The organism is Roseobacter sp. HKCCA2468, from assembly GCF_037805105.1.
Classification (GTDB): domain Bacteria; phylum Pseudomonadota; class Alphaproteobacteria; order Rhodobacterales; family Rhodobacteraceae; genus M30B80.
The window spans coordinates 885,999-909,903 of record NZ_JBBLYN010000001.1; the positions used below are offsets into that span (position 1 = coordinate 885,999).

At 55.8% G+C, this 23,905-nt stretch carries 30 protein-coding genes and 1 tRNA gene; 6 read left to right on the top strand and 25 right to left on the bottom strand.

What is annotated here, in order from left to right; genetic code table 11:
- Position 1: 1 nt before the first annotated feature.
- The 6 genes from AAC620_RS04435 to AAC620_RS12380 form a co-directional block, all read right to left on the bottom strand.
- Positions 2–1,297: an ANL family adenylate-forming protein gene (locus AAC620_RS04435; RefSeq protein ID WP_340242953.1), complete on the bottom strand. Its 1,296-nt coding sequence runs from the start codon at positions 1,295–1,297 to the stop codon at positions 2–4.
- Entirely contained in the window at positions 1,297–1,974 is a 678-nt protein-coding gene (locus AAC620_RS04440; RefSeq protein WP_340242954.1) for an SDR family NAD(P)-dependent oxidoreductase, read from the bottom strand. Before AAC620_RS04440 ends, AAC620_RS04435 begins: the two co-directional genes overlap by 1 nt.
- The gene (locus tag AAC620_RS04445) at positions 1,975–2,250 is read right to left on the bottom strand and encodes a hypothetical protein (RefSeq protein ID WP_340242955.1); all 276 of its coding nucleotides are present in this window, start codon (positions 2,248–2,250) and stop codon (positions 1,975–1,977) included. It lies immediately after the preceding gene.
- Positions 2,247–2,423 carry an H-NS family nucleoid-associated regulatory protein gene (locus AAC620_RS04450; RefSeq protein WP_340242956.1) on the bottom strand — a complete coding sequence of 59 codons (177 nt, stop codon included), beginning with the start codon at positions 2,421–2,423 and terminating at the stop codon, positions 2,247–2,249. The genes AAC620_RS04445 and AAC620_RS04450 overlap by 4 nt, the downstream gene beginning before the upstream one ends.
- Before the next feature lie 195 nt (positions 2,424–2,618).
- Positions 2,619–2,939, bottom strand: a complete 321-nt coding sequence (locus tag AAC620_RS04455; protein ID WP_340242957.1) for a hypothetical protein — start codon at positions 2,937–2,939, stop codon at positions 2,619–2,621.
- 139 nt (positions 2,940–3,078) lie between these two features.
- Complete coding sequence (locus AAC620_RS12380; protein ID WP_445322431.1) at positions 3,079–3,420, bottom strand: DUF6626 family protein; 342 nt, start codon at positions 3,418–3,420, stop codon at positions 3,079–3,081.
- 72 nt (positions 3,421–3,492) lie between these two features.
- Between AAC620_RS12380 and AAC620_RS04460 the strand changes: the two genes are divergently transcribed.
- On the top strand, positions 3,493–3,870 hold the full coding sequence (locus tag AAC620_RS04460; protein WP_340242958.1) for a hypothetical protein: 378 nt from the start codon (positions 3,493–3,495) through the stop codon (positions 3,868–3,870).
- A gap of 85 nt (positions 3,871–3,955) precedes the next feature.
- On the opposite strand, the gene AAC620_RS04465 is transcribed toward AAC620_RS04460, so the two are convergent.
- The 11 genes from AAC620_RS04465 to AAC620_RS04515 all read right to left on the bottom strand — a co-directional run bounded on the left by AAC620_RS04465 (position 3,956) and on the right by AAC620_RS04515 (position 15,826).
- Complete coding sequence (locus AAC620_RS04465) at positions 3,956–4,999, bottom strand: glycosyltransferase (protein ID WP_340242959.1); 1,044 nt, start codon at positions 4,997–4,999, stop codon at positions 3,956–3,958.
- 41 nt (positions 5,000–5,040) lie between these two features.
- Positions 5,041–5,373, bottom strand: coding sequence for a hypothetical protein (locus tag AAC620_RS04470; protein ID WP_340242960.1), 333 nt, complete (start codon positions 5,371–5,373; stop codon positions 5,041–5,043).
- A gap of 353 nt (positions 5,374–5,726) precedes the next feature.
- Positions 5,727–6,917, bottom strand: coding sequence for a hybrid nucleoside-diphosphate sugar epimerase/sugar transferase (locus tag AAC620_RS04475; RefSeq protein ID WP_340242961.1), 1,191 nt, complete (start codon positions 6,915–6,917; stop codon positions 5,727–5,729).
- Positions 6,918–7,044: 127 nt separating this feature from the next.
- Positions 7,045–9,249: an NADP-dependent isocitrate dehydrogenase gene (locus tag AAC620_RS04480; RefSeq protein ID WP_340242962.1), complete on the bottom strand. Its 2,205-nt coding sequence runs from the start codon at positions 9,247–9,249 to the stop codon at positions 7,045–7,047.
- 101 nt (positions 9,250–9,350) lie between these two features.
- Entirely contained in the window at positions 9,351–10,283 is a 933-nt protein-coding gene (locus AAC620_RS04485; protein WP_317654289.1) for an AEC family transporter, read from the bottom strand.
- 3 nt (positions 10,284–10,286) lie between these two features.
- Entirely contained in the window at positions 10,287–11,084 is a 798-nt protein-coding gene (locus tag AAC620_RS04490) for an MBL fold metallo-hydrolase (protein WP_317654288.1), read from the bottom strand.
- A 4-nt stretch (positions 11,085–11,088) separates the two neighbouring features.
- Positions 11,089–11,919 (bottom strand): TatD family hydrolase, encoded by an 831-nt coding sequence (locus AAC620_RS04495; protein ID WP_340242963.1) that lies wholly within the window; start codon positions 11,917–11,919, stop codon positions 11,089–11,091.
- A gap of 64 nt (positions 11,920–11,983) precedes the next feature.
- Positions 11,984–13,111 (bottom strand): DNA polymerase III subunit delta', encoded by a 1,128-nt coding sequence (locus AAC620_RS04500; protein ID WP_317654286.1) that lies wholly within the window; start codon positions 13,109–13,111, stop codon positions 11,984–11,986.
- On the bottom strand, positions 13,108–13,737 hold the full coding sequence (gene tmk / locus AAC620_RS04505) for a dTMP kinase (RefSeq protein ID WP_317654285.1): 630 nt from the start codon (positions 13,735–13,737) through the stop codon (positions 13,108–13,110). The genes AAC620_RS04500 and tmk overlap by 4 nt, the downstream gene beginning before the upstream one ends.
- Positions 13,738–14,937, bottom strand: a complete 1,200-nt coding sequence (locus tag AAC620_RS04510; RefSeq protein ID WP_445322432.1) for a D-alanyl-D-alanine carboxypeptidase family protein — start codon at positions 14,935–14,937, stop codon at positions 13,738–13,740.
- A 46-nt stretch (positions 14,938–14,983) separates the two neighbouring features.
- Entirely contained in the window at positions 14,984–15,826 is an 843-nt protein-coding gene (locus AAC620_RS04515) for an SPOR domain-containing protein (protein WP_317654283.1), read from the bottom strand.
- A 184-nt stretch (positions 15,827–16,010) separates the two neighbouring features.
- On the opposite strand from AAC620_RS04515, the gene AAC620_RS04520 reads away from it, so the two are divergent.
- Positions 16,011–16,101: transfer RNA gene (locus AAC620_RS04520), tRNA-Ser, on the top strand.
- Between the two features lie 137 nt (positions 16,102–16,238).
- Here the strand turns inward: AAC620_RS04520 and AAC620_RS12385 are convergent.
- From AAC620_RS12385 to AAC620_RS04535, 3 genes are all read right to left on the bottom strand, one after another.
- Positions 16,239–16,433 carry a type I secretion C-terminal target domain-containing protein gene (locus tag AAC620_RS12385; protein WP_445322448.1) on the bottom strand — a complete coding sequence of 65 codons (195 nt, stop codon included), beginning with the start codon at positions 16,431–16,433 and terminating at the stop codon, positions 16,239–16,241.
- 116 nt (positions 16,434–16,549) lie between these two features.
- Positions 16,550–17,713, bottom strand: coding sequence for a glycine cleavage T C-terminal barrel domain-containing protein (locus AAC620_RS04530; protein WP_340242966.1), 1,164 nt, complete (start codon positions 17,711–17,713; stop codon positions 16,550–16,552).
- 157 nt (positions 17,714–17,870) lie between these two features.
- Entirely contained in the window at positions 17,871–18,389 is a 519-nt protein-coding gene (locus AAC620_RS04535) for an Lrp/AsnC family transcriptional regulator (RefSeq protein WP_317655896.1), read from the bottom strand.
- Between the two features lie 129 nt (positions 18,390–18,518).
- Between AAC620_RS04535 and AAC620_RS04540 the strand changes: the two genes are divergently transcribed.
- From AAC620_RS04540 to AAC620_RS04555, 4 genes are all read left to right on the top strand, one after another.
- The gene (locus AAC620_RS04540) at positions 18,519–18,920 is read left to right on the top strand and encodes a thiol-disulfide oxidoreductase DCC family protein (RefSeq protein ID WP_340242970.1); all 402 of its coding nucleotides are present in this window, start codon (positions 18,519–18,521) and stop codon (positions 18,918–18,920) included.
- Entirely contained in the window at positions 18,917–19,297 is a 381-nt protein-coding gene (locus AAC620_RS04545) for a hypothetical protein (RefSeq protein WP_340242972.1), read from the top strand. Before AAC620_RS04540 ends, AAC620_RS04545 begins: the two co-directional genes overlap by 4 nt.
- A gap of 93 nt (positions 19,298–19,390) precedes the next feature.
- Positions 19,391–20,071, top strand: coding sequence for a phosphatidylserine decarboxylase (locus AAC620_RS04550; protein WP_317655900.1), 681 nt, complete (start codon positions 19,391–19,393; stop codon positions 20,069–20,071).
- A gap of 11 nt (positions 20,072–20,082) precedes the next feature.
- Positions 20,083–20,880, top strand: a complete 798-nt coding sequence (locus tag AAC620_RS04555) for a CDP-alcohol phosphatidyltransferase family protein (RefSeq protein ID WP_340242975.1) — start codon at positions 20,083–20,085, stop codon at positions 20,878–20,880.
- Here AAC620_RS04555 and AAC620_RS04560 read toward each other — a convergent pair whose 3' ends face one another.
- From AAC620_RS04560 to AAC620_RS04580, 5 genes are read right to left on the bottom strand one after another with little or no spacing between them, the layout of a single operon-like run.
- On the bottom strand, positions 20,881–21,258 hold the full coding sequence (locus AAC620_RS04560) for a Na+/H+ antiporter subunit G (protein WP_411567095.1): 378 nt from the start codon (positions 21,256–21,258) through the stop codon (positions 20,881–20,883). It lies immediately after the preceding gene.
- 9 nt (positions 21,259–21,267) lie between these two features.
- Complete coding sequence (locus AAC620_RS04565) at positions 21,268–21,537, bottom strand: K+/H+ antiporter subunit F (RefSeq protein WP_317655903.1); 270 nt, start codon at positions 21,535–21,537, stop codon at positions 21,268–21,270.
- The gene (locus AAC620_RS04570; protein ID WP_340242977.1) at positions 21,534–22,025 is read right to left on the bottom strand and encodes a Na+/H+ antiporter subunit E; all 492 of its coding nucleotides are present in this window, start codon (positions 22,023–22,025) and stop codon (positions 21,534–21,536) included. Before AAC620_RS04570 ends, AAC620_RS04565 begins: the two co-directional genes overlap by 4 nt.
- A 5-nt stretch (positions 22,026–22,030) precedes the next feature.
- Positions 22,031–23,554, bottom strand: coding sequence for a monovalent cation/H+ antiporter subunit D (locus AAC620_RS04575; protein WP_340242979.1), 1,524 nt, complete (start codon positions 23,552–23,554; stop codon positions 22,031–22,033).
- Positions 23,551–23,904 (bottom strand): Na+/H+ antiporter subunit C, encoded by a 354-nt coding sequence (locus tag AAC620_RS04580; protein ID WP_340242980.1) that lies wholly within the window; start codon positions 23,902–23,904, stop codon positions 23,551–23,553. Before AAC620_RS04580 ends, AAC620_RS04575 begins: the two co-directional genes overlap by 4 nt.
- Position 23,905: the final 1 nt, after the last annotated feature.

The following is a 23,905-nucleotide window of genomic DNA, read 5'->3' on the forward strand; positions in this document are numbered from 1 at the left end:
TTTAATTCCTTTTAAATCTATGTCCAACACTTACAGAACCTACTCTTATGCGCTTAGGCATCATGTGGTTAGGTAGTTGTGCAGCAAGAAAAGTTTTCAAGCCAACTTTATCTACTTCATGATTTGATGCAGACTGAACCGCTAACTCTACATGCTCTCCAGTAATTGGATTAGGTTTTGCTTCGGCTTTAGCAAGCTCAACATGCTCATATTGCAGAGCTACCCTTTCAACTTCAGAAGCCATAAACTTTAGCCCACCAACATTTATAACCTCACTCGTCCGTCCAGTTACTTTGTAGTAGCCATCACGTTCTTCAACGATATCCTTTGTGTTATACCAACCTTCATCATCAAAGGGGCTTTCAGCATTTAGGTATCCAAGCATTCTTGTCTGCGAGCGAATTTCCAGTACGTTATCTACAACCCTTGTCTCTACGCCCTCGCCACCAACTTTCATAAAGAGGCTATTAGATGATTCACTCTTTACACGCACGATTCCAAGCTCAGACATACCAAACGTTTGTCTAAATTCTACGTTCGGCAATAACTCACAAAGCGAATCAAGCGTAGGTTGATCCATACGTTCAGTACCGTATGTAATAATGCGTAACGATTTAGGAACGCTATCTGGTATAAGCCCACTCATTAACATCATTCGAAGAAATGTTGGTGTGGTAGGCAGAACTTCTATTTCATGCTCAGAACATGTAGTTAAGATGTCTTCGACGCTGCGAGACTTTGGTGCAACTACGGTTCCTTTGTTAAACAAAGTGTGAAGCAGTGTATTGAGTCCACCAATATGATCAAACAGCAAGAAATTGATCGTTTTTAGAGTTGGACGTGGCGTTTCGAATCGCTGCATAAACAGCGTTAAATCATGCAAAATCGCTTTAGGACGTCCAGTAGTACCCGTTGAGAAGAGAATAAGTCCAGCATGTTCTTTTAGCCTTAACTCGTCAATCAATTCATGCGTTTGGCTATGACTAAGGCGTTTAACTTCATCACCTTCGATGACAACATCTACAAGAGCTGACCCAAAGAAGTATTCATGTTGAGATCTTGTATCTACTGTCAGTGGCACAAGAATTACATTCTTATCAATTAGCTGCAAAAGAGTAAGAATGGATTGGGGATTAAAGTCACCAATAAGCGCAACAACATCTCCGCTTTTAACTTCAGTCAAATCAACGTGCTGCTGGTTAACAACTTCATCGAATTTTAACGAACCATTAGCGTGTATTAAGAATGGGTAATCAATCCCTTTCCATCTCTCGGACAGTTTTCTTATGATATCCATTACACACCACCTACATTAAGTACTTGTCCACTGAGAGATGTTGCTTTTTCGTCAAGCAATAATTCAACAAGATCGCATACATCGGACTTTTGGAATTGCCTTTGAATTACTTGTTGTGATGTGATTTTTTCTATTTGGGCATCCGTAATTCCTCGTAGAAGATCAGTACGTATAGGCCCCGGCGCAATACAATTTACCCTTACATTGAAGTCAGCCATCTCTCTTGCGAATGTGCGAGAGAATGATTCAACACCAGCCTTAGATGCAGCGTAAACAGACTCACCTTTCAAAGCTAAAGCCACAGCTATCGTAGAGAAATTGATAAAGCTCCCTTGCTTCTGACGCAGCATTAACGGAGCGAATAACTGACAACAATATATAGTTCCAACGAGATTTGTCTGTATCAACTTCTGCACTGTTGATTCATTCGTTGTCACTGCCATGTTCATAGAAGCAACACCAGCCGCGTTGATAAATGCTTTAACTGGCTTTTTCATCCGCTTTACTTCTTTTGAAGCATTCTTTACCGAGGCATAGTCACTTACATCACATTCAATAGCGTTTATATTCAATCCGCTTGTGTTGCGAGCTAACCCTATTACTTCTTCACCTCTCTCAATGAGACGCTCAGTTATGGCTTGCCCCAGTCCACGACTTGCCCCAGTAACAATAATCACTTAAACCTCCGATTGATTTGCAAACTCTTCCGCAAGTGCAGCTACACTTCTGAACATACTGCGTGACTTTGACATCGCTGCTTCTGATGTCCAGTCAAACTCAAATCCATGCTCATCTGCTAAATCTTCTAGTGCAAGACACACTTCAACTAGCTTCATAGAGTCAAGCAACGACTCGCCACCGATAAGCTGCATATCTTCGGTAATTTCTGCTTTGCCTTCTAATGCAGTGTTTATAGCTGAGATAACAATTTCTTTAGCTTTTTCGATATTCATTGTTTCTTTCTGCCTTCAGCCAAAAAACCCTTCAACATGCCAGCAGTAAAGCCAAACTCTTTGCAAAGACGCTTTACTTCCTTCAGTGCGTTCGCACGTTCATTCTTCTTCGCTTCAACCATCTGCTGCTGAATTGCTTCCATTTCAGCTTTTAATTCATCATAAGATTTCATCTCACACCTCCATAGGTTAAGTGTCAGTCTTATATTATAGATTTGTTAAAGGGATGAACAGCACGTGTTTTCTACGCTTGCCGTAACGTGTTGTATTGTGACAACGGTATATGTACAGCGCCTCACTATGCCAGTCAGCCGTAGTGTCAACCACGCAATCAAACAGCTACAAACCATGCACTTTTGACTGGTTTCCTAACGTTTGTCTCTGTCGTCTTGTTGATTTGGTAACGGTGGTTGTGGACGAATAGGTGTGAAGTCTGTTCGTTCTGTGTCTTTTGGCGTCGTCTGCTGCTGTGGCTCTTGTTTGACTATCGTTGTCTTTGGAACAGCTACAGTGCGTGTAACAGTCTTTGTTTCTGGTTTTGCCATCTTCTTAGCAAGCGCCACAATACAGCTGCTTGTGCCTAGCATTAACTCAAGTGCAGCCCACTTTGTCTCGTCGTCAACACGTTCGATTTCGCTACGTATCGCGTTTAATGCTTGCTGTATGTCTTGTAATGCACTCTTGTTCATACTGTTATTTAGCAACTAGCAGAATGGGATGATGCAAAATCACCACCTCACTTCTGTAAGTACTCCACCGCAGAAAACCGCAGCACGAAAATTTACTGCTTAAAACCCAATTTCGGATGACGAGGTTGTTGACGTGAAGCTACAGTGCTATTTGTCCAACCCTCACCTCGTCTTTCCACCAACCCACAGCATCACTATTAATCTGCTTGTGGCACTGTTCGCTGAGTTCAATAAAACGCTTACCAAGCTGCGTATGCTGTTCTGTCGCCGTCATACAGCGTCCGTAGTGCTGTAATTTGCTTGCGCATATAGCCAACGTACCCACACTGGGTTTAACACGCTTAAAACGCAGCGTACGCATGTAACACTCGCTTCTACATAGCCAATCTTTGCTGAACTCGCTTTCACTGCTGACAGCGCCAATCTGCAAGTCGCCGCCAACCGCTCTAACGCGCAGAAGAGCAGCGGACCCAAGACGCAAGCGGGCAGGCGCAAGTCATCACAAAACGGCGTCCTCCACGGGTTAAACCAGCCGCCGCCCCACGACCTCGTCTTGAAATACCTGGCGCCATACGCCGATGAGTTCGGTGTCAATGCGTCCGAGGCCTACCAGACGGACCTCGGCCGCGCCCTCCTCGCGGTCGCGACGGCGGACGCACAAATCGACAGCGTCTTGACGGTCATCGCCAGCGCACCAACGCACGAGGAGGAGCGAGAGCGTGCCGAGTTCTGGATGGACTTCATGATGACATTTCCGCGGCGATCCGGCCAAGACCCCATATACCGGCAGGCCATCAAACTCATTTACAGATGCGAGCAAAATGACAACAGGCGCAAATACTCGAACCACAAGACCCGCAACCGCTACCTCGACGCCGCCATCAACGCCCGCCGCAAGGCCATCAAACGCCTCGACAGTCTCTTGTCATGATTTTCCGAAGCGAAGCCAAATTCACCTTGAGGTTGTATCGCTCTAAAACAGGCAAAAGCTCGTACGGAGCGCACCCGCCCCATAGTCACGTCCGGCCGGCATTAATCCCGTCAAACAACGCCAGATACGCGTCCACCACTCCGCCGCGGTCAAACCTCTTCGAAAGAGTGGTTCGCGCTCCCTCCACCAGCCGCCCCCTCAGGCCCCCATCCTCCACCAGACGCCGCACTGCACCGGCAATAGCCCCAGCATCCCCCACTGGCACCAGCAATACATCCCGACCATCCTCTGCATACCAATTCGGGCCGTCGGTCATGCTCGCCACAGACGGCACACCCACCCGCCACGCCTCTATGAGGGCATTGCCCAGTGGCTCGTCGCGCGACGGCAGGACAAATGCATCGGCAGCCCCGATGACCTCGGTCGGGTCGTCGCGCCAGCCAGCAAATCGCACGCGGTCGGAGACGCCCAAGTCCTCCGCCTGCCACAGCAGTGCATCAGCCTCTGGCCCGTCCCCCACCAGCCACAAATACACGCCGGGGACCTGCGCGATCGCCTCGATCAGCAGGTCAAAGCCTTTGACCTTGGTAAAGCGACCTGCACCGCACACGACAAACGCGCCCTCTGGCGCGTCGAGCTCAGCGCGCGATATCGGGGCGCCCGCCACCGGCCGCGAGAAGTTCGATATGATCGGGGCGTCCCCCTGCCACCCTAGCTCCTCAATGTGGCGGGCGATGCTCGGGTTATTGCACACGACCGCGTCGAGACCAGCGAAGTGGCGGACGTGGCGCGGGTAGTCGCCGAGGCGGACAATTTTCGCGGCCGCCACGTCCCGCGGGATCAATCGCGCCGCCGGAGCCCGCCACGCCATAATCGCGTCGGGCTGAAACGCGCGAATGGCCCTGTGAAGGCGCCACAGGTCGAACATCCCCCCCGGCGTGCGCCGCAGGAACTGTCCCTCCCTAATTTCGCCAAATCCCTCCACCTCCTGCCGCCACGCGCGGCCCGAACGAATGGCAAATGCCTGCTCGATGCCCCGCTCCGCGAAGGCGTCAGCCAGCGTCACGAAGAAGCGCTCCGTCCCGCCGTCTGTCCCGGGCTGTATGTGGAATATCCTGCGGACCGTCACTAGGCAGCCTCAAACAAATTCATCAGCAATTCACGATCCCGCTACTTGCACCACTCAGGGATCACGGCCGCATACTCAATGCAGTACTCCGGCGCCGCGAACCACACACCCGTCGCACCGATCGAGTGGTGAACGGCCACCCACGTCTCCCTCAGCTTGCGGTACAGAACCGCCACATGCGCCCCGTCCATGTACTCAGGCTCCATCTCACCACGCCGAGAACCCGGGGTATTGGAGAGATCGATCGCGCCGCCGCCCGGCCGCTGCGGAGAGAGGGAGCCATAGGCCACATCGCCCGCCACCCGCAATTCGTCGACGACAAACTCAATGGGCTGCCCGAGGTCCCACTCGATGTGCGGGCGTATCGCATCCATCAGAGCGGCCCGCGTGGCAGTGCCCCGCGCGGGCTCCGAATAACTCTGAGCAACCGCCGGGGCACAGCCCAATGCAGACACTCCCAAGACAAGAGCAAAAACAAACCTCACAGCGATGCCCTCCCAGATAAAACCACGAAGCCATCAGACGCCACGCCGCCAGAATTTGCAACACTCACGCCACCAAAAACACGCGCCAAGCATACCCCGAAACGCACCACGGACCTAAATCCCTAAGCCACTGATTTTAAATAACGAAACGCGTCCCGCGCGCGCGGCTGTGTGTTTATAGCGTTTTTTGATTTTTCTAAATGTCACGAAACATCAGTTATCAAACACGCGCAAAATCAATCTCATTTCCCAACGCGATCGCCCTGTCCCGCCCCAAGGGCGGTTTGCAAGATCAACCGAATGTCCAAAATCAGACCGCGCAGCGCGATGTAGCGGGCATCCCATGCAACGAGGCGTGCGGGGTCGCTCATGTCCACGCCCGCAACTTGGGCAAGACCTGAGATGCCAGGGCGAATGTCCAAAACACCCGCCTGATCACGCAGGCGCACCAATTCCTCTTGCGCAGGTAGGCAGGGGCGTGGGCCAATAAGGCTCATGTCACCCCAAAGCACGTTCCAAAGCTGCGGCAGCTCATCAAGTTTATATCGGCGCAGCTTGGCCCCCAAGGGCGTGACGGCGGCGCTAGACACCTCATGCGTGCCCGCCTGTTTCGTGCCAATCGCCATGGTGCGGAATTTATAGCAAGTGAAAACCTGCCCGCCACGGCCCACGCGCGGTTGCGCGAAAATTGCAGGGCCATCGCCCTCTTTGCAGATCAAAGCCCACAAGATCAGCATGGGCAGCGCGAATAGGATCAAGCCACCCACTGCGGCAGCTAAATCCATGACGCGGCTGACCGCGCGATAGGTGAGGTTGCCCCCCTGCCCGTCACTCAGCACAAGCTCACGCGGGGCCGTCCGCGCGTGATGACACAGCCACTCCGCCAGCCGCGTCACGGACAGGGTCGGCTTTAGCGCCGAAATCGGGCCAAAGGCAAACCGCGCCAGAGGCTTGGGTAAGCGGTTTAGATGGCGCAGCGCGCCTGCAAATGTCGCGCCATAAATCGCGGGCAGATAGAGATGGACAACATCCCCCCCCACCGCGTCAACTGCGGCGACACCATCGCGCTTGCTTTGTGCATAGGCGGATCGGTTGGCTGCCTCCAAAGCATGGGTTGAGCTGACATTGATAAACCGCACCCCCGCATCCTGCGCCGCCTGCGCAAGCGTGGCTGCAAATTCTACATTAACGGACTGATAAGCGCTCAGGCTTGCCCCCGCATCTGAATTCACCACCGCCAAATTGAGCAGCAGATCTGCCCCCTGCAACGCCTGCGATAGGTTTGCATAATCCGACACTGCGCATTCGGGGAATTTCGCCTGCAGCGCCTCAGGGTCGCGGCCAAGCAGCATCACATCTGCGCCGCGCGCGCGCAATTCGGGCACAAGCATTTGCCCCACAAACCCGCTCGCCCCTGCAATGACAATGCGCATGGCATCCCCCCTCATGTTGCGCCATGTTCTGTCTGATTGGGGTCGATATGGAAAGCCCCCAAACAGAGAAAAGCCCCCCGAAACCACGGGGGGCTTTGCTAAAATATCACGCGAAGTGGCCTATGCGTCAGGCGAAAATTGCGTTCATCGTGGCCGAGGGGCGCATGACGGCTGCAACCTTTGCGGGGTCTGCGTGATAATATCCGCCCAAATCCACAGCCGTACCACGACCGGCGTGCAACTCTGCCAAAATCTGCGCCTCATGTTCCGCCAATGCTTTGGCGATTGGCGCGAATTCTGCGGCAAGCTTTGCATCCTCGTCTTGCGCGGCCAAGGCCTCGGCCCAGTAGCGCGCGAACCAGTAATGGCTGTCGCGGTTGTCAGGCTCGCCCACCTTGCGGCCAGGGCTGCGGTTATCGTCCAACACGCCTTGGGTCGCGGCCTCGACCGCTTCGCCCAAGATACGGGCTGCGGCATTGTTCTTTGTCTCAGCCAAGAACTTAAAGCTTTCACCAAGGGCGCAGAACTCGCCCAGACTGTCCCAACGCAGGTGGTTTTCACCTTGCAACTGCTGCACATGTTTCGGGGCCGAGCCGCCTGCACCCGTCTCAAACAAACCACCGCCCTGCATCAACTTTACAATCGACAGCATCTTGGCCGATGTCGCCAATTCAAGGATGGGGAAGAGATCGGTCAGGTAATCGCGCAACACATTGCCTGTGATGGCGATATGGTTCTTACCTGCGCGGATCGTTTCTAGGGCTTTGCGGGTCGCTTCACGCGGCGCCATAATCGCGAATTTATCAGCCACACCGCGCGCTTCCAAAATCGGGCGCACATAGGCGATCAATTCCGCATCATGGGCGCGGGTTTCATCCAACCAAAACACCGCCTCGCAGCCTTCGGCGCGTTGACGATCAATCGCCAAATTCACCCAATCCTCAATCGGTGCCTTGCGTGCATAGGCGGAACGCCAAATATCACCCGCCTCAACAGCGTGTTCATGGATCACTGTGCCATCTTCCAAGATCATCCGAACCGTGCCTTTTGCGGCCATTTCGAATGTGGTCGGGTGGCTACCATATTCTTCGGCCTTTTGCGCCATCAGGCCTATATTCTGCACTGTGCCGCAGGTGGCAGGATCAAGCTTGCCCGTTTCTTTGAAATACTTGATCGTCTCGTCATAGACGGGCGCGTAAGAATTATCAGGGATCACACAGACCGCGTCATGTTCCTTGCCATCTGGCCCCCAGCCTTTGCCACCTGCACGGATCAGCGCAGGCATGGATGCATCAACAATTACATCCGAGGGAACATGCAAATTGGTGATGCCGCGATCACTGTCGACCATATACATTGGCGGGCGCGCTGCCATGCAGGCGTCAATCGCCGCTTTGATATCGGCCTCACCTGCAATGCGGGCCATGAGATCACCCAAACCCGAATTGGGGTTGACGCCAAGTGCCGCCAAACGATCCCCAAATTCGTCAAAGACGGGCGCAAGATAGGCTTTGACCGCATGGCCAAAGATGATCGGGTCAGAGACCTTCATCATTGTGGCCTTCATATGCAGCGAGAACAGCACGCCATCTTTCTTCGTTTGTTCAATCTCAGCCGCCAGAAAATCGCTCAGCGCGGCGGCACTCATGAAGGTCGCATCAACAACCGTGCCCGCAGGGTAGCTGACTGCATCCTTCAAAACGGTTTCAGTGCCATCTTCCGCAACGTGAACGATGCGCGCGGTTGCGGCATCTTTCAGCGTGACCGATGTTTCATTACTGCGGAAATCGCCGCCCGACATGGCCGCAACGCGGGTTTTGCTATCCTTCGTCCACTCGCCCATGCGATGTGGGTTGGCCTGCGCATAGGCCTTCACGGCTTTAGCCGCGCGGCGGTCTGAATTCCCTTCACGCAAAACGGGGTTCACAGCAGAGCCTTTGATCGCATCATATTTCGCGCGCGCGTCTTTTTCCGCATCAGTTTTGGGGTTTTCTGGATAATCAGGGATCGCATAGCCCTGCCCCTGCAATTCTTTGATTGCGGCTTGCAATTGCGGCACAGAGGCCGAGATGTTTGGCAGCTTGATCACATTGGCATCCGCCGTTTTGACCAATTCCCCCAAGGCGGCCAGATCATCACTTTGGCGCTGATCGGCGGGCAATTGATCGGCAAATGCCGCCAAAATGCGCCCTGCCAGCGAAATGTCGCGCGTGCCAACCGATACACCCGCCGCCCGCGCAAAGCGCGCGATGATCGGCAAAAGCGAAGCCGAGGCAAGTTCAGGCGCTTCGTCAACTTTGGTATAGATGATATCTGGGGTCTGGTCGGTCATAGCTTTGGCTCCTTAGGGAGGATGATTTCGGCATCCCATAGTATACAATTGACCAAATGGGAAGCGTGAAGGTTGCCGCAGCACAAAATTTACAAGGGGCCTCACCCGAGGATGATCAGCCAAATTGATGAGGTCAAAACTGTCACGCCCGTGCCAACCAAAACCGAACTGGCCGCAACGCGCCGCCCTGCCCCATACATATTGGCAAACAGATAGGCATTGGCGCCTGGGGCCATCGCGGCGGTGATGACCACAGATTTCAGATCATCACTGGGAATATGCAAAATCTGCGATCCCATCATCCACCCAATTGCGGGATGCACAATCAGCGACAGGATCAAGACCATCGCGATCACCCGCACCTCGCCCTCAGGACGATAACGATAGAGCACCCCACCCAAGCCAAAAAGCGCGGTCGGCAGGGCCGCACGGGCCAAAAGGGCAATCCCATCCTCGACAACAACGGGCATGCCAAGCCCGATGAAATTCACAACAAACCCCGCCCCAATGGCCAAGGTCAGCGCATTGCGCGACAGCGCGCGCCCCACGGCAAGGGCCAAGATATGCGGGGCCACGCGGCCCGCCTTGACCCCCTCCATTGCGGTTACGCCCACCAGATAACAAAACGGGGCGTGCAGCGCGACAATCGCAAAATTCCCTGCAAGGCTATCGGGGCCATAAGCGCGCTCCATGATCGGCAGGCCCAACAGCACGGAATTGGCGAACATGGCCACAAAACCAATCGCCACCGCATCTGTCCAAACCCGCCCAAAGATGACGCGCGCCCCGAACATCCCCAAAAGGAACACAAGGATTGAGCCAGAATAATAGCTCAGCAGCAGCGGGAAATGGAAATCTTGGCTCAGATCAAGCCGCGCAATCGCCAAAAATAGCAGCGCAGGGATCGCAATCCCTTGTGAAAACTTCATGAGAAGGTCAACGCCTTCCTCAGAAAACAAGCCGCGCCAGACCATCACATAGCCAAAGCCAATGACGATAAAGACGGGCAAGACAACTTCAAGAAGGGCGGACATCCTCTAGAAATCCAAACTGATACGCAGCCCATCATAGGCGGGCGAGATATGCGCAGGCAATTCATCGCAAAGCGTTTGATAGTCCAAATCTAAATGCATATTGGTCAGGATTGCGCGGCGCGGGCGGGCGCGGGCAATCCAATCTAGGCTTTGCTCAAGATGCGCGTGGCTTGGGTGGGGCGTGCGGCGCAGCGCGTCCAAAATCCAACAATCCAAACCCGATAGCATCTCCCAGGCAGGCGCAGGAATGTCCGAGACATCCGGCAAATAGGCCACGTCACCGATGCGAAACCCTTTCGCCATGATGCGCCCGTGTTGCACATCGAATGGCTGCAGCGTCACAGGCCCGCCTGCCCCCGTCACCACAATCTCACCCTCAATCGGGTTCAGCGTCAGGATCGGTGGATAATCCGACCCTTCGGGCTGCACAAAGGCATAGCTAAAGCGGGATAAGAGATCGCTGGCCGTGGCTGCATCTGCCCAAACATTGAGGCGGGATTTCATGTTGAAAACGATCATGCGCAGATCATCCAAACCATGCACGTGATCCGCGTGTGAATGGGTGTAAACCACACCATCCAGCGCGCCCACATCTGCATCCAATAGCTGGGCGCGCATATCAGGCGAGGTATCAATCAAGACCCGCGTTGTGCCGCCCTCGCCCAAACGCTCCACCAAAAGCGAGCAGCGGCGGCGGCGGTTCTTGGGTTCACGCGGATCACAGGCGCCCCAATTGCCCCCCAAACGCGGCACCCCGCCTGATGAGCCGCAGCCAAGTATGGTATAACGCAGCTTGCCCATAACCCTAAACGCCCCCCTGCCATTGGGCGGCCTTGGAAAACAGCCTGTCAAAATTCGCACTGGTTGCCGCGGCGAATTCGGCAAGGCTGATGCCAAAGATATCCGCCCCCACCTGCGCGGTCAGGGCTGTATAGCTAGGCTCATTGCGCCGTCCGCGATGGGGCGGCGGGGCCAAATAGGGGCTGTCGGTTTCAACCAAAATCCGATCAAGGGACGCTTCGGCAAAAATGGCGCGCAACTCGCCCGATTTTGGGAAGGCCGCAATGCCCGACATTGAAAGATAAAACCCCAAATCCAATGCCGCGCGCGCCAATTCAGCCGAAGAGCTGAAACAATGCATCACGCAGGAATAAGGGCCGTTTGCATATCCTTCGCGCAGGATCTGCGCCATATCCTCATCTGCGGCGCGGGCATGGATGATCAAGGGCAGCCCTGTCTCGCGCGCGGCATCAATATGGATGCGCAAACTGTCTTTTTGCGCCTCTGCGCTATCGGCGGTGTAGTGATAATCCAGACCCGTCTCGCCTATGCCAACGAATTTTGGATGCGCTGCAAGGGCCACTAAATCCTCAACCGTGACGGGCGGTTGAGCGGCCACGCTCATCGGATGAAGGCCCGCAGCCCAGAACACGGGCGCATGGCTCTCGGCAATGCTGCGCACCTGTGGAACATTGCCCATTTTGGTGCAAATCGTCACCATACGGGACACACCCGCCTCCACGGCCCGCGCCACGACATCGCCCAATTCGCCTTCAAAATCGGGAAAATCCAGATGGCAATGGCTGTCGACCAATTGCGGGGTGGCATCAGAGGAGGGGGTCACGCGGTCACTCATGGGCTAAAAGATCAGTCTCGCAGATTATGGCACAGCAAGGGGGTGATGCGCCCCTCCAGGAGGATCACGCCATCACACGCGGTGCCGCTTTTTCGATGCTTATGATCATATCAAGGATCAAAGCGGCAGGGTCAAGGTTCACCGCGCGCCCCTGTCGTGCCTTGGCGGATAAACGATCCGCAAGATCGGCCCATCCCCGACCCTCATGGGGGCTTGGCGAAAGGCGCGCCAAAATTGCCCCCTCGCCCGTGACAATGTCGGGGGGCAGTGCGCCAGTTACCCCCACACGGGCCAAGCGCGCCAACAACCGATCCAACAGCGCAAGCATCAGATCAAACTGCGCTTCTCCTGCTTTGCCCGTGACCTGCTCGGAGAGGGCCATCGCTTGGGCGCGATCCAATCGCGGCAAGGTTCCAATCAGCGAAACCAAAGCGCCGTAAAGCGCCAAACCGCCCCCCTCAATCATCTGCGCGGCCACCCCAACCGATCCATTGGCCAACTCAACCACCGCGCGCGGGTCGTCCACTGCCACATCAATGCTGTGCATGGCTTGGGCCATCTCATCCGCCCCAAGCGGGTTAAGACGCAACGTGCGACAACGCGAGCGGATTGTGGGCAGAAGCTTCGCGGGTTGATGCGCAACCAAAAGCAAAATCGCATCCTCAGGCGGTTCTTCAAGCAGTTTGAGCAATGCATTGGCCGCGTTGCGGTTCATCTCATCCACCGCATCAACAATCACCACACGCCGCCCGCCATCTACGGCGGAAAGTCCAAAAAATTGGTTCAGGCGGCGCACTTCATCCACAGTGATTTCGGCGGAGAGCTTCTTGGTTTTTTCATTCCATCCGCGCCGCACCAGCAAAACCCGTGACTCAGACAGCGCGCGCAAACGCCGTGCCACGGCCCCCTCAGGATCAGTGACGAAGCCCTGCGGATCAGGCGGCATGTCGAACAAAGCCGCCCCTGCGTCATCGGGGCTGTTCAATAAATGCTCTGCCGCTTTCCACGCGAATGTAGCCTTGCCAATGCCCTTTGGCCCCGTAATCAGCCACGCGTGATGCATCCGATCAGAGGCAAGCGCCGCACAAAACTCGGTCACGGCGGCGGCGTGACCAATCAGTTGCGGGGCATGGCGCGGATGCGGCAGACCCTCGGCGGCATCCGCCTCTGGCAGGAGATCATCATCTTTCATAGCCGCGCCTCTACGATCCGCGCGATATCCTGTGCAATCGCCTCGGGCGCTTGATTGGCATCAACCATTGCGCAGCGGTCAGGAAAATCGCGGGCAAGCGCCTGAAACCCAGACCGCAGCCGCTCTTGAAAGGGCAGCCCCATGTCCTCGAACCGATCTTCGCCCGATTGCCGCGCCAACCCACGCGCCAAGGCCACAGCGGGGTCCATATCCAATATCAAGGTCAGGTCAGGCTCCACCCCGATCACACGGGCATGGATATCATCGACAAGATCGCGCAGATCGCCACGCGCAGCCCCCTGATAGACACGGGTGGAGTCCGCAAATCGATCACAAATCACCACGGCCCCACGGGCAAGCGCAGGCGCAATCGTGCGCTCAAGGTGATCACGGCGCGCGGCAGAAAAAAGCAAGATCTCCGTTTCGGGCGACCAGCGATCTGGATCCCCCTCGACCAACAGCTTGCGAATATCCTCTGCCCCCGCCGCACCGCCAGGTTCGCGTGTCTCAATCACATCACGGCCAAGGCCGCGCAGATGCGCCGCCAAAAGGCGGCTTTGCGTGGATTTTCCCGCCCCATCTATCCCTTCAAGACTGATAAACAGCCCGCTTGCCGCGCCCGACATTCAATTATCACTCAGGCTAGACACCTGACCCATCACGGCCGCCATAGCGCGCGAAGTTGCAGCCCCCAGACGCCCCATTATGCCTGCCTGCGCCACATCAGTGGCGGCAATCAAGGGCACTGTTGTCGGCGCCAGCCCCTCAACCGCGATGTGCAGCTCACCCAAAGGCGTGCCCGCCGCAATCGGCGCGGGAATAGGGCCAGACAGCGTAACCTCCGCCTCAAGCAACCCGCCCGTGACCGTCAATTGCGGCAAGAGCATCCGCACATCATCGGCCACTGTCAGAGGCACGGTTGGCGTTTCGCCCAAGAACACAGGCGCCTGCGCCAAAATATCCCCCGCTGCGATCACATCGCGCTCGACAAATTGACGAAAGGCCCAATTCACGATCCGCTCCGCCTCACCGGCGCGGGCATCCGCCGTAGGCAAGCCCGAAATCACAAAGGTCACGCGGCGATCGCCTTGCACGGCAGAGCCGACCAAACCATAGCCTGCCTCCTCGGTATGGCCCGTTTTCAGACCATCAGCCCCGATGCCCAATCCCAAAATCGGGTTGCGGTTAAAGCGATTGTCAGGCGCGCGGTTGTCGAAGGGAAATTCACGCTCGTTGAAATAGTGATAATATTGCGGAAACTCGGTGATCAGACGTTCCGCCAAAATGCCCAGATCGCGCATCGACATCACATGCCCCGCAGCGGGCCAGCCGCTGGCGTTGCGAAAGGTTGCCGTCTCCATCCCCAATTGCCGTGCGCGTTCTGTCATCAGTGCGGCAAATCCTGCCTCAGTGCCATCAGGGCTTAGCGCCTCGGCCAAAACCACCGTTGCGTCATTGCCAGACAGAACAACAATTCCGCGGATCAAATCCTCGACCCGAACGCGGTCGGTGGTGTTGAGAAACATGGTTGAGCCACCAAAGGACATGGCATGCTCTGAGACAGGCAATGAGGTGTCTAACGTGAGGCGCCCATCTTCCAGTGCCTCAAACGTCATGTTCAACGTCATCAGCTTGGACATCGAGGCAGGCGGCAAGGGCACATCCGCATTCAGAGCGAACAGAACCTGCCCTGAATTGTGATCCACCACATAGGCCGATCCTGCCTGTGTCTCAAACCCTTGGGCCTTGACCGCCTGAGGCAGCAAAATTCCCAAGGCCAAGGCCAAACTGCAGCCAAAACTGCCGAGTGTCTTTGCCAATGTCACGCCCATTCCCCACCTGTCACTCGACCCGCAGGGCTTGGCTGCGGGTTCAATTGGTTACAAAATACGCATCTTGGAAGCCAAGCCTGCGTGCAACGTCCAGATTATTGGCCCGCTCCGCAGTTGTCGAGGCAGGCCCGACCACCACCCGCCAAAAACGGCGGCCATTGGAGGTCTGATCATAGATGGTGGGCTGCAATCCAGAATTTCGCAAGGCCTGCGCGGTGTTATTTGCATTTTCTTGCACTGCAAAAATGCCAATTTGCACGAAAGGCCGCTCAAGGGCGCTTGTCGCAACGGGTGCGGGGCTTGCGGCAGGTGCAGGCGCAACGGGGGCAGCAGAGGCAGGCCTATCCAAAGGCAAGGCGGCAATCGTCTCGGCCCCGCCCGCATCAGGCCCGTCATAATTCGGCGGCGCAATCCCTTCGGCAGGGGTGGCCAAGGCGATATCCTCCGCGACCTCCTCGCGGCGCAAGGCGGTGACGTTCAACATCGAGGGCGCCCCCGCCAGTAGCCCCAAAGCCGAAGCTGCGTCAGATGACACCTGAAGCGCAGGCCCAGGATTGTCGCGTTCACGGCGGAACAACGCACCAATCACAAAGCGCCCATTGGCCTCGTTGCGAATAATCACCCGCTCGGGATCCGTGGCTGACGGGTGCGCCACCCAAACACCGCCCAAGGAGGGCCGCCCATCCCAAAGCCCGTCTTCGGTCACCTGAAACACATCGGGCGCCTCAACATCGCGCTCGACCAAACGGGTCGTGCCAGTATCAGCAAGGCTTGGATCGGCCGCATTCCCCGTGAGCCCCGTCTGACACCCGCCAAGCCCGAAAGCCGCCACCACCAAAAGGGCATAGATCGGCCTTGCCCGTCCAAAAAAGGAAAAATCCATCTGCCCTACCCTGTTCTCAATCTGATGCCGCGCGCCCATCTGGGTGCAATTGTTATTTTTTGCACGAATAATATACATGAAAAAGCAACCTGAAAACCCATGTCGCGCAATTTTGACTACGGATGAATCCACAACCGCAGCCCCCCTTCCAGAATCGCCCTCCACAAGCTATCCCGCCCAAGTCGGAGGAGTGGCAGAGTGGTTTAATGCACCGGTCTTGAAAACCGACGTACGTCAAAAGCGTACCGTGGGTTCGAATCCCACCTCCTCCGCCATCAGGCGCCAAGCCGCGGCTCTTGGGCCGCCGTGCCGTTTCATCCCAGCATCTTTGGCCTTCTCATGCCTGCCATAAAGCGCGGGCTTGGGGACATCCCTCTTAGCCACCGCGCCGTTCTGGTTACCGGCCTGGCCTTTAAATGATCAAATTATTGGTAAGGAACGTCAGGTCATCTTCGGCAATCACTTGGCCGATGATCACCACCAGATCACTCTGCGCATATGTGCCACCGCCTGCATCGCGATCAATTGAGATGGTGGTGTTTCCTGCGCTTGATGTGAAGGTCAGATAATCCCCGATATTGCTGGCATTTTGGTTGCCATCAAGCAGGGTGAATTACTGAGGGAAGACTGCCTTGGCATGACAAAGGCGCACAGAAAAACCCCGCCAAGCGTCATGCTGGCGGGGTTGTTATTGATAGGATCTTGCGAAAGACGCGCGGCGCTTTATGCGCTGATTGAGGTGGCCTTAGCACCCGCAGCCAATTCTTTGCGGGGATCAAAGAACGGTTTTTCCACAACACGGGCCTGCCGTGGCCCCTCATGCGTTGTGACCTCTAATTCTGTGCCAAGCTCTGCGGCGGCCAGATCGACCATGGCCAATGCAATATTGGCCTGCAACCGTGGCGAATAGACCGCAGAAGTCACTTTGCCCACGGGTTGCCCCTGATGCGACAGCGCCCAGAAACGGGTGTTTGGCGTGGCCAAGGGCGCCCCATCCAGAATAACGCCCACCTGACGGCGGGTGATCCCATTGTCACGGATGCGTTGCAGGGCGAATTTTCCGATGAAATCTGCCTCCATCTCGAGATCGACCAAGCGATCAAGGCCCAGTTCGAACGGGTTGGTTTGGATATCTGCATCCGCGTGATAAGACAGCATCCCCCCTTCAATGCGGCGGATTGTGGAGGTGTGACCTGGCTTCAACCCCATCGGCAGACCTGTGGCCATGATCCGTTCCCACAGCGCATCGCCATATTCCGAATTGCGGAGATAAATTTCATAGCCAAGCTCGCTTGACCATCCTGTGCGGGACACGATCAGGGGGATGCCGTCCAACTCCATCTCGCGGAACCAGTAATAGCGCAGATCGGCAATCTCATCGCCAAACAGCGCCTTCATAATCTCGCCCGATTTCGGGCCTTGCAGCTGAAGGGGTGACACATCTGGCTCGGTGATGGTGACATCCATTCCCGAATGCACCGCCACGCCCTGCGCCCATAGCAGGATATCGCTATCGGCAAGCGAGAACCAAAAATGGTTTTCACCAAGGCGCAGAAGGATGGGGTCGTTCAAAATCCCGCCCGAGGCATTGGTCATCAAAACATATTTGCACTGGCCCACCGCCATGTTGGACAGATTGCGTGGCGTCAGCATCTGCACGAATGCCGCTGCATCTGGCCCCGTGACCTCAACCTGACGCTCTACCGCCACATCGCACAAGATGGCGTCATTGACGAGGTTCCAGAAATTCGCCTCAGGATAGCCGAAATCGCGGGGGATATACATGTGGTTGTAAACCGAAAACCCCTGCGCGCCCCAGCGCACGGTTGCGTCAAAATAGGGCGATTTACGAATTTGCGTGCCAAAGCCAAAATCCTGAACATGCATCTGTGCCTCCCTCAGATGATATGGGCGGGGGGATACCCGTCCCTGATCAGCGGGATTTAAGGCAGGATGGTCGCGCGGCGAGACTAAAAATCGGCCCATTCAAAGACCAGTCAGACTGAAAAAATCGGCATCGCTAGTCTGGCTGGACTAGACCGGCCTAGGGGGTTTTGCGTGCTTGCGTCACAAGCTTGGCCAGATTGGGCTGTTCGGCCTTGACCAATCGCGTTGCAAAATAGGTCATGTAGCGCTCAATCAGCAGATCAGCCTGCAGCATGGTTTCCATCAAATCTTGGAATTCCGCCATGGATGTGGTGACAACTGTCATCACATAGTCAGACCCACCCCCTGTTGAGACGCAGTTGATGATTTCATCGCGGCCGAGCACATAGGCCTCGAAGCGCTCAAAATCCGTTTTGCGGTGGCGTGATAGCGAGAGGGTCACAATTACCCGTGTGGTGTCGAGCACCGCATCCAGAACAATATCTGCGTGATATCCTTTGATATATCCCGCGGCCCGCAACCGTGTGAGGCGCGCCCAACAGGGCGTGGCAGACAGGTTCACCAGTTCCGCCAGTTTTGTTTTGCTTAATTGACCATGCTTTTGCACCGCACTGAGAATGCGGATATCCGTTGCATCAAGGCCTAGTCGATCTCGCAAAACACATCCCCCACTCATCACCCTTATCCCCTAGCATGGGCGCAGGCGCGGGCAAAGGCCGCGATGATTGCGACCCTTGGGGCGGCCGCGGCGGCAGGATCAGCGCCAAAACGGTGACAATGCCCAAACACGCCCTATCTTTGGCCCATGACCGAGCATAGCACCCCTTCGACCCCGAAAATCGAACTGCTTTACAATGCCGATTGTCCCATCTGCAATTGGGAGATCAATCAGTATAAGAAACACGCGCCCGACCATCTGCGTTTTGTGCCGATCACGGATGAGGCCGCCGCAGACTGGGGCGTCAGCCCTGATACAGCTTTGCGGGCGCTGCATTTACGCGACATGGGCAACCCTGATCTGCATCAAACGGGAGTTGCGGCCTTTCTGGCGCTTTGGCAGGCTATGCCGCGCACAAGATGGATTGCGCGTCTGGTTGGGCTATGGCCGCTGCGCCCCTTAGTGGATTGGGCCTATCGCAAATTGGCGGCACCCGCCCTTTACCATTTGCACCAAAGGCGCAAGGTAAAACGGGGGGACAGATCGTGAAGCCTATTCTTGCCGCATGGGCCCTCTTGGGTTTCGCAGTCGCGGGGCTTGCTTTTGCAACCGCCACCCCGCCTTATCAGCTTGAGCTGACCTGTCGCGCGGGGGATGTCACGGCCACTGTGCGGGTCGATCAACCTCGGCGCTATTTCGCGTCTCTGCGTGCCACGGCACTGCCACAGGCCGAGATCGATGATGGGCGCGCGCGCTTTACGGCGCAATTTGCACATCAACACTCTGATCGGGGCGAGGAAGTTACTTTTTATCTCGAGAGCGGGGCATATTTGGGCGCTTGGACGGATGCAATCAATGAATTATGGCTCTATCGCGATGCTACGGGCGCAGTTTATGACAACGCCCTTGTCCTGCCCTGCACATAGGGGCAGAATGACGGGCATCGGTTATTGCCCCTTTACGCATGGGCCTTCGCAGATTAGTCAATCGCTAACGTAATCCTTTCAGGAATGGCCAAAATGTCGGTTTCGATGCTCTCCACCTTTGTCAAACCCATGCATCCCGAAGGGCGCAAATTCGTGGCCATTGCAGCGGCAATCACGCTTGTCCTCTTCGCGCTATGGGAACCTTTGGGGTGGATTGGCACGGGTCTGACAGTGTGGGTCTATTACTTTTTTCGCGACCCGGAGCGCGTCACCCCAGATCGCGCTGGCGTGATGGTCTCGCCCGCCGATGGTGTGGTGTCCCTGCTTGAACCTGCGACCCCGCCCGCCGAACTTGGCTTGGGCGAGGCGCCGATGACGCGCATCTCGGTTTTCATGTCCGTCTTTAATTGCCATGTGAACCGTATCCCTGCGGCGGGGCGGATCACGGCCGTGGCCTATCATGAGGGCAAATTCCTCAACGCCTCGCTTGACAAAGCCTCGACCGATAATGAGCGCAACGGCATCGCCGTTGAACTGCCCGATGGCCGCAAATACGGCGTGGTGCAGATTGCAGGGTTGGTTGCACGCCGCATCCTGTGTTGGAGCGTTGTGGATGAGGCGATGGAGCGCGGGCAACGCTTTGGCCTGATCCGCTTTGGCTCGCGGCTTGATATCTACCTGCCAGAGGGCGCAGAACCTTTGGTCGAGATCGGACAAACCATGGTCGCAGGCGAGACTGTGATCGCCACGCTTGACCCTGACACGCAACACTAAGGCCCGCGGCAATGAAACGTCTGTTTTCACGCAATTCTGGAAATGAAGGGGTGCCTTTCGCCCTTCTACTGCCCAATCTTGTTACTTTGACAGGCATGTGTTTGGGCCTTACCTCGATCCGCTTTGCGATGGATGGGCGATTTAAAACGGCGGTGGTGTTAATCCTGCTTGCGGCTGTCATGGACGGGCTAGACGGGCTGATCGCCCGCCGCCTCAACGCCACCTCTCGCCTTGGCGCAGAATTGGACAGCCTGTCAGATTTCCTTTGCTTTGGGGTCGCGCCCGCGCTGCTTGTCTATCATATGATCTTGGATGGCACTGGATCTTTAGGATGGATCGCCGTTTTGACCTTTGCAGGGGCAAGTTGCCTGCGCCTTGCGCGCTTTAACGTCATGCGGGCCGAACCTGACAAAACCGAGGACAGCACACCTGATCTCGATGATGTCATCGAAGAGGTTGAAAACAGCAAACCCCATTTCGTAGGCGTGCCTGCCCCAGGTGGCGCAATGTTGGGGCTATTGCCGCTTTATCTCATTTTTGCAGGCTGGGATTTCCCAATCATGCACCCGTTCGCTGCCGCGCTTTGGTTGGGGATTGTGGCGATTTTGATGATCTCCACGCTAAAAACCTTTTCGCCAAAGGCGCTGAAAATCCCGCGCTGGTCAATCGCACCTTTGATGATTGTCACAGTGGTCTTTATCGGCTTGATCTTTTCGATGCCTTGGACGCTCTTCGCTGCAATCTGCGCGGGCTACGGCGCGCTCATCGCGGGCAATATCATCACGGCCCGCGGCAGGCTGTTTGGCTGATTAAGCGGTCTTATCGCCCTCAGGCTGTGCGGGTGGATCATTATAGGCGGCCCAGCCGTAATCCCCACCTGATGGCGGCAATTCCGTTTCGCGCACCCGCCGCGCCATATAGGCCTTGGCGATGAAATGACCCGAAATCGGTGCGGTGAGGAACAAAAACAAGGTGATCAACAGCTCGTGAAAACTCAGATGCCCCTTGATCAATAGGAAGTAGAGCATCGAGGCCAGAAGCACCCCACCCACACCCAAAGTTGCGGCCTTGGTCGGCGCGTGCAGCCTTTGCAACGTGTCTTGCAACTTGATCATCCCGAATGATCCCACGAGGCCAAAAATCCCGCCGATGACCAAGAGCGCGCTGATGATAATCTCTGCCAACATCGCTATCCCCTATTCGATAATGTCGCCGCGCAACAAAAAGCGGCAATAAGCAACGGTTGACACAAACCCGACCATTGCGATCAGCATGGAGGCTTCGAAATAAACGCCCGTGCCCTGCCAAATGCCGTAAAGCACGACCAAGGCAATGACATTCAGCACCATTGTATCCAAGGCAAGGATGCGATCCGCAAGATCAGCGCCCGTGGCAAGAATATAGAGATTGGCCAAGAGGCCGATGCCAAAACAGGCCATCGCGAAAATCAACGCATAGGTGATCATTGGAAAATCTCCTTCAAACGGCGCTCATAGCGGGTTTTGATCTCATCGCGCACGGCATCGGGATCATCCGTGTCCAAAGTGTGAACCAAGATCGCTTTCCCATCTGAGGACAGCATGGTCGAAACCGTGCCTGGGGTCATCGTGATGGTTCCCGCCAAAATCGTGATCGCCTCAGCCGAGGTCAGATCATGCGGCACAACCACCCATTGCGAATGGATATTGGCATTGCGCTTGAACAAGATCACCTTCGCGACTTGAATATTCGCGACAATAATATCCCACAGCACGATCAGCATAAATTCGATCGCCTTGAACGGGTGGCGTAGAATTGGCCGATGCGGCCAGTAGATCGAGGTCATCAATGGCAGAACAAGCCCAAGGAACCCGCCAAGCAAAATATTGCCAAGCGTCACCTTGTTGACGAGGCCCAACCAGACCAATGTCAGCAAAAGCGAAAGATAGGGATGTGGAAAGATGCGTCTGAGCATGGGGGTCATCCTTCGCCATGGGGTGCAAGCACCGCCTCAATATAGCCCTGCGGGAAGAACAATTGATCCGCCGCAGCCGCGCCCGCGTCATAAATTGGGCCTGCGAAGAGGGTCAGCCCCACTAAGAGCGCGACAAGCGCACCCATTCCTGCCCCGTGCGATAGGGTGACAGGCGGGGCGGCCTCTGCATCGGGGTCTGGTGCGACCGTCACCGATTTCCAGAACAGGATTGATCCCGCACGCACAAAGCCCAAGATCATCACCAAAGAGCCTATCAAGATGGCCGAAAAGGCCAAAGTGATATGCGGGCCATCGGCCAAGGCCTCGAGGATCAACAACTTACCCAAGAAGCCGCTCAATGGGGGCATACCCACCATCGCAATCCCTGCGGCAAAAAAGGCAGCCGCAAACAGCCCGTTTTTCGCCAAAGGTGCTGCAAGGGTTAGCCTGCCATCTTCGCCGCGCCGTGACAGGTAAATATCTGCAAATAAGAACAGCGCAGCGGCCGCAAGGGTCGAGTTCAGCATGTAATATATCGCCGCAGAGGCCGCCGCAGGGGTCATGGCGGCAACCGCCAACATCATCGTGCCCATTGACCCGATTACCGCATAGGCGATGAGGTGCTCCAAACGTTTGGCGCCAAAGACACCAATCGCCCCAACCGCCAAAGTCAAAGCCGCCATTGGGATCAACCACGCGGTCACCATATCCCCAATCGCGCCCGCCTCAGGGCCAAAGGCGATGGTGTGAATGCGCAAGATTGCATAAGCCCCGACCTTGGTCATGATGGCGAAAAGCGCAGCAACGGGGGCTGGTGCGTTGGAATAGGTTGCAGGCAACCAAAATTGCACAGGGAACAACGCGGCTTTGACCGCAAAGACAAACAGCAACAAAATCCCCGCAACCCGCACGAGGGCCGCATCCTCTACAGGCACCTGCGCAATTTTCACGGCCATATCCGCAATATTCAGCGTGCCAGTCGAGGCGTAAAGCGTGCCAAGCGCGAACAAAAAGAGGGTCGAGCCTGCAAGATTCATCACCACATATTGCAAGCCTGCCTTCAGACGGATCTTGCCACCCGCATGGATCATCAACCCATAAGACGCGATCAAGAGAACCTCAAAGAACACAAAGAGGTTGAAGGCGTCCCCCGTCAGGAATGCCCCGACAATCCCCATAAGTTGGAATTGATAGAGCGCGTGGAAATGGCGGCCTCGCTTATCCCAATCGGTTGCAACAACATGATAAAGCACCACTAAGGCCAAAATCGCCGTGAGCAAGACCATCAGAGCCGAAAGGCGATCAAGCACCAAAACAATGCCAAAAGGTGCGGGCCAATCGCCGAGGCGATAGACAAATGTCTCACCGCCCGAAGCCATTACAAAGAGGCCAGTCGCAAGACCCAATAGGCCAAGAACGCCTGCAAATGACCCAACCCGCGCAAGGGTTATGTCGTGCCGCATCACATAAGCGATGATCGGTGCAAGCATCGCGGGCAGAATAACGGGGGCAATGATCCAATGCATCATTTCGTTCCCTCTTCTGCTGCGTCTTCGGCATCAAGATTGATCTCATCACTTTCGTTTTCGAAAAATGAACCCAAGGAAATCATCACCAAAACCGCCGTCATCCCGAAGGAAATCACAATCGCCGTCAGAACCAAGGCCTGTGGCAACGGATCTGTGTAGGGCTGATCACCATAGGGGTTGAGGATGGGCGCTGCATTTACCACAAGGCGGCCTGTTGAGAACAAAAACAGGTTTACCGCATAGGATAAGAGGGCCAGACCAAGGATCACGGGAAAGGCCCGCAACCGCAAGATCAGGTAAACGCCCCCAGCGGTCAGAATGCCGACCGCGCTGGCTACAAGAGACTCCATC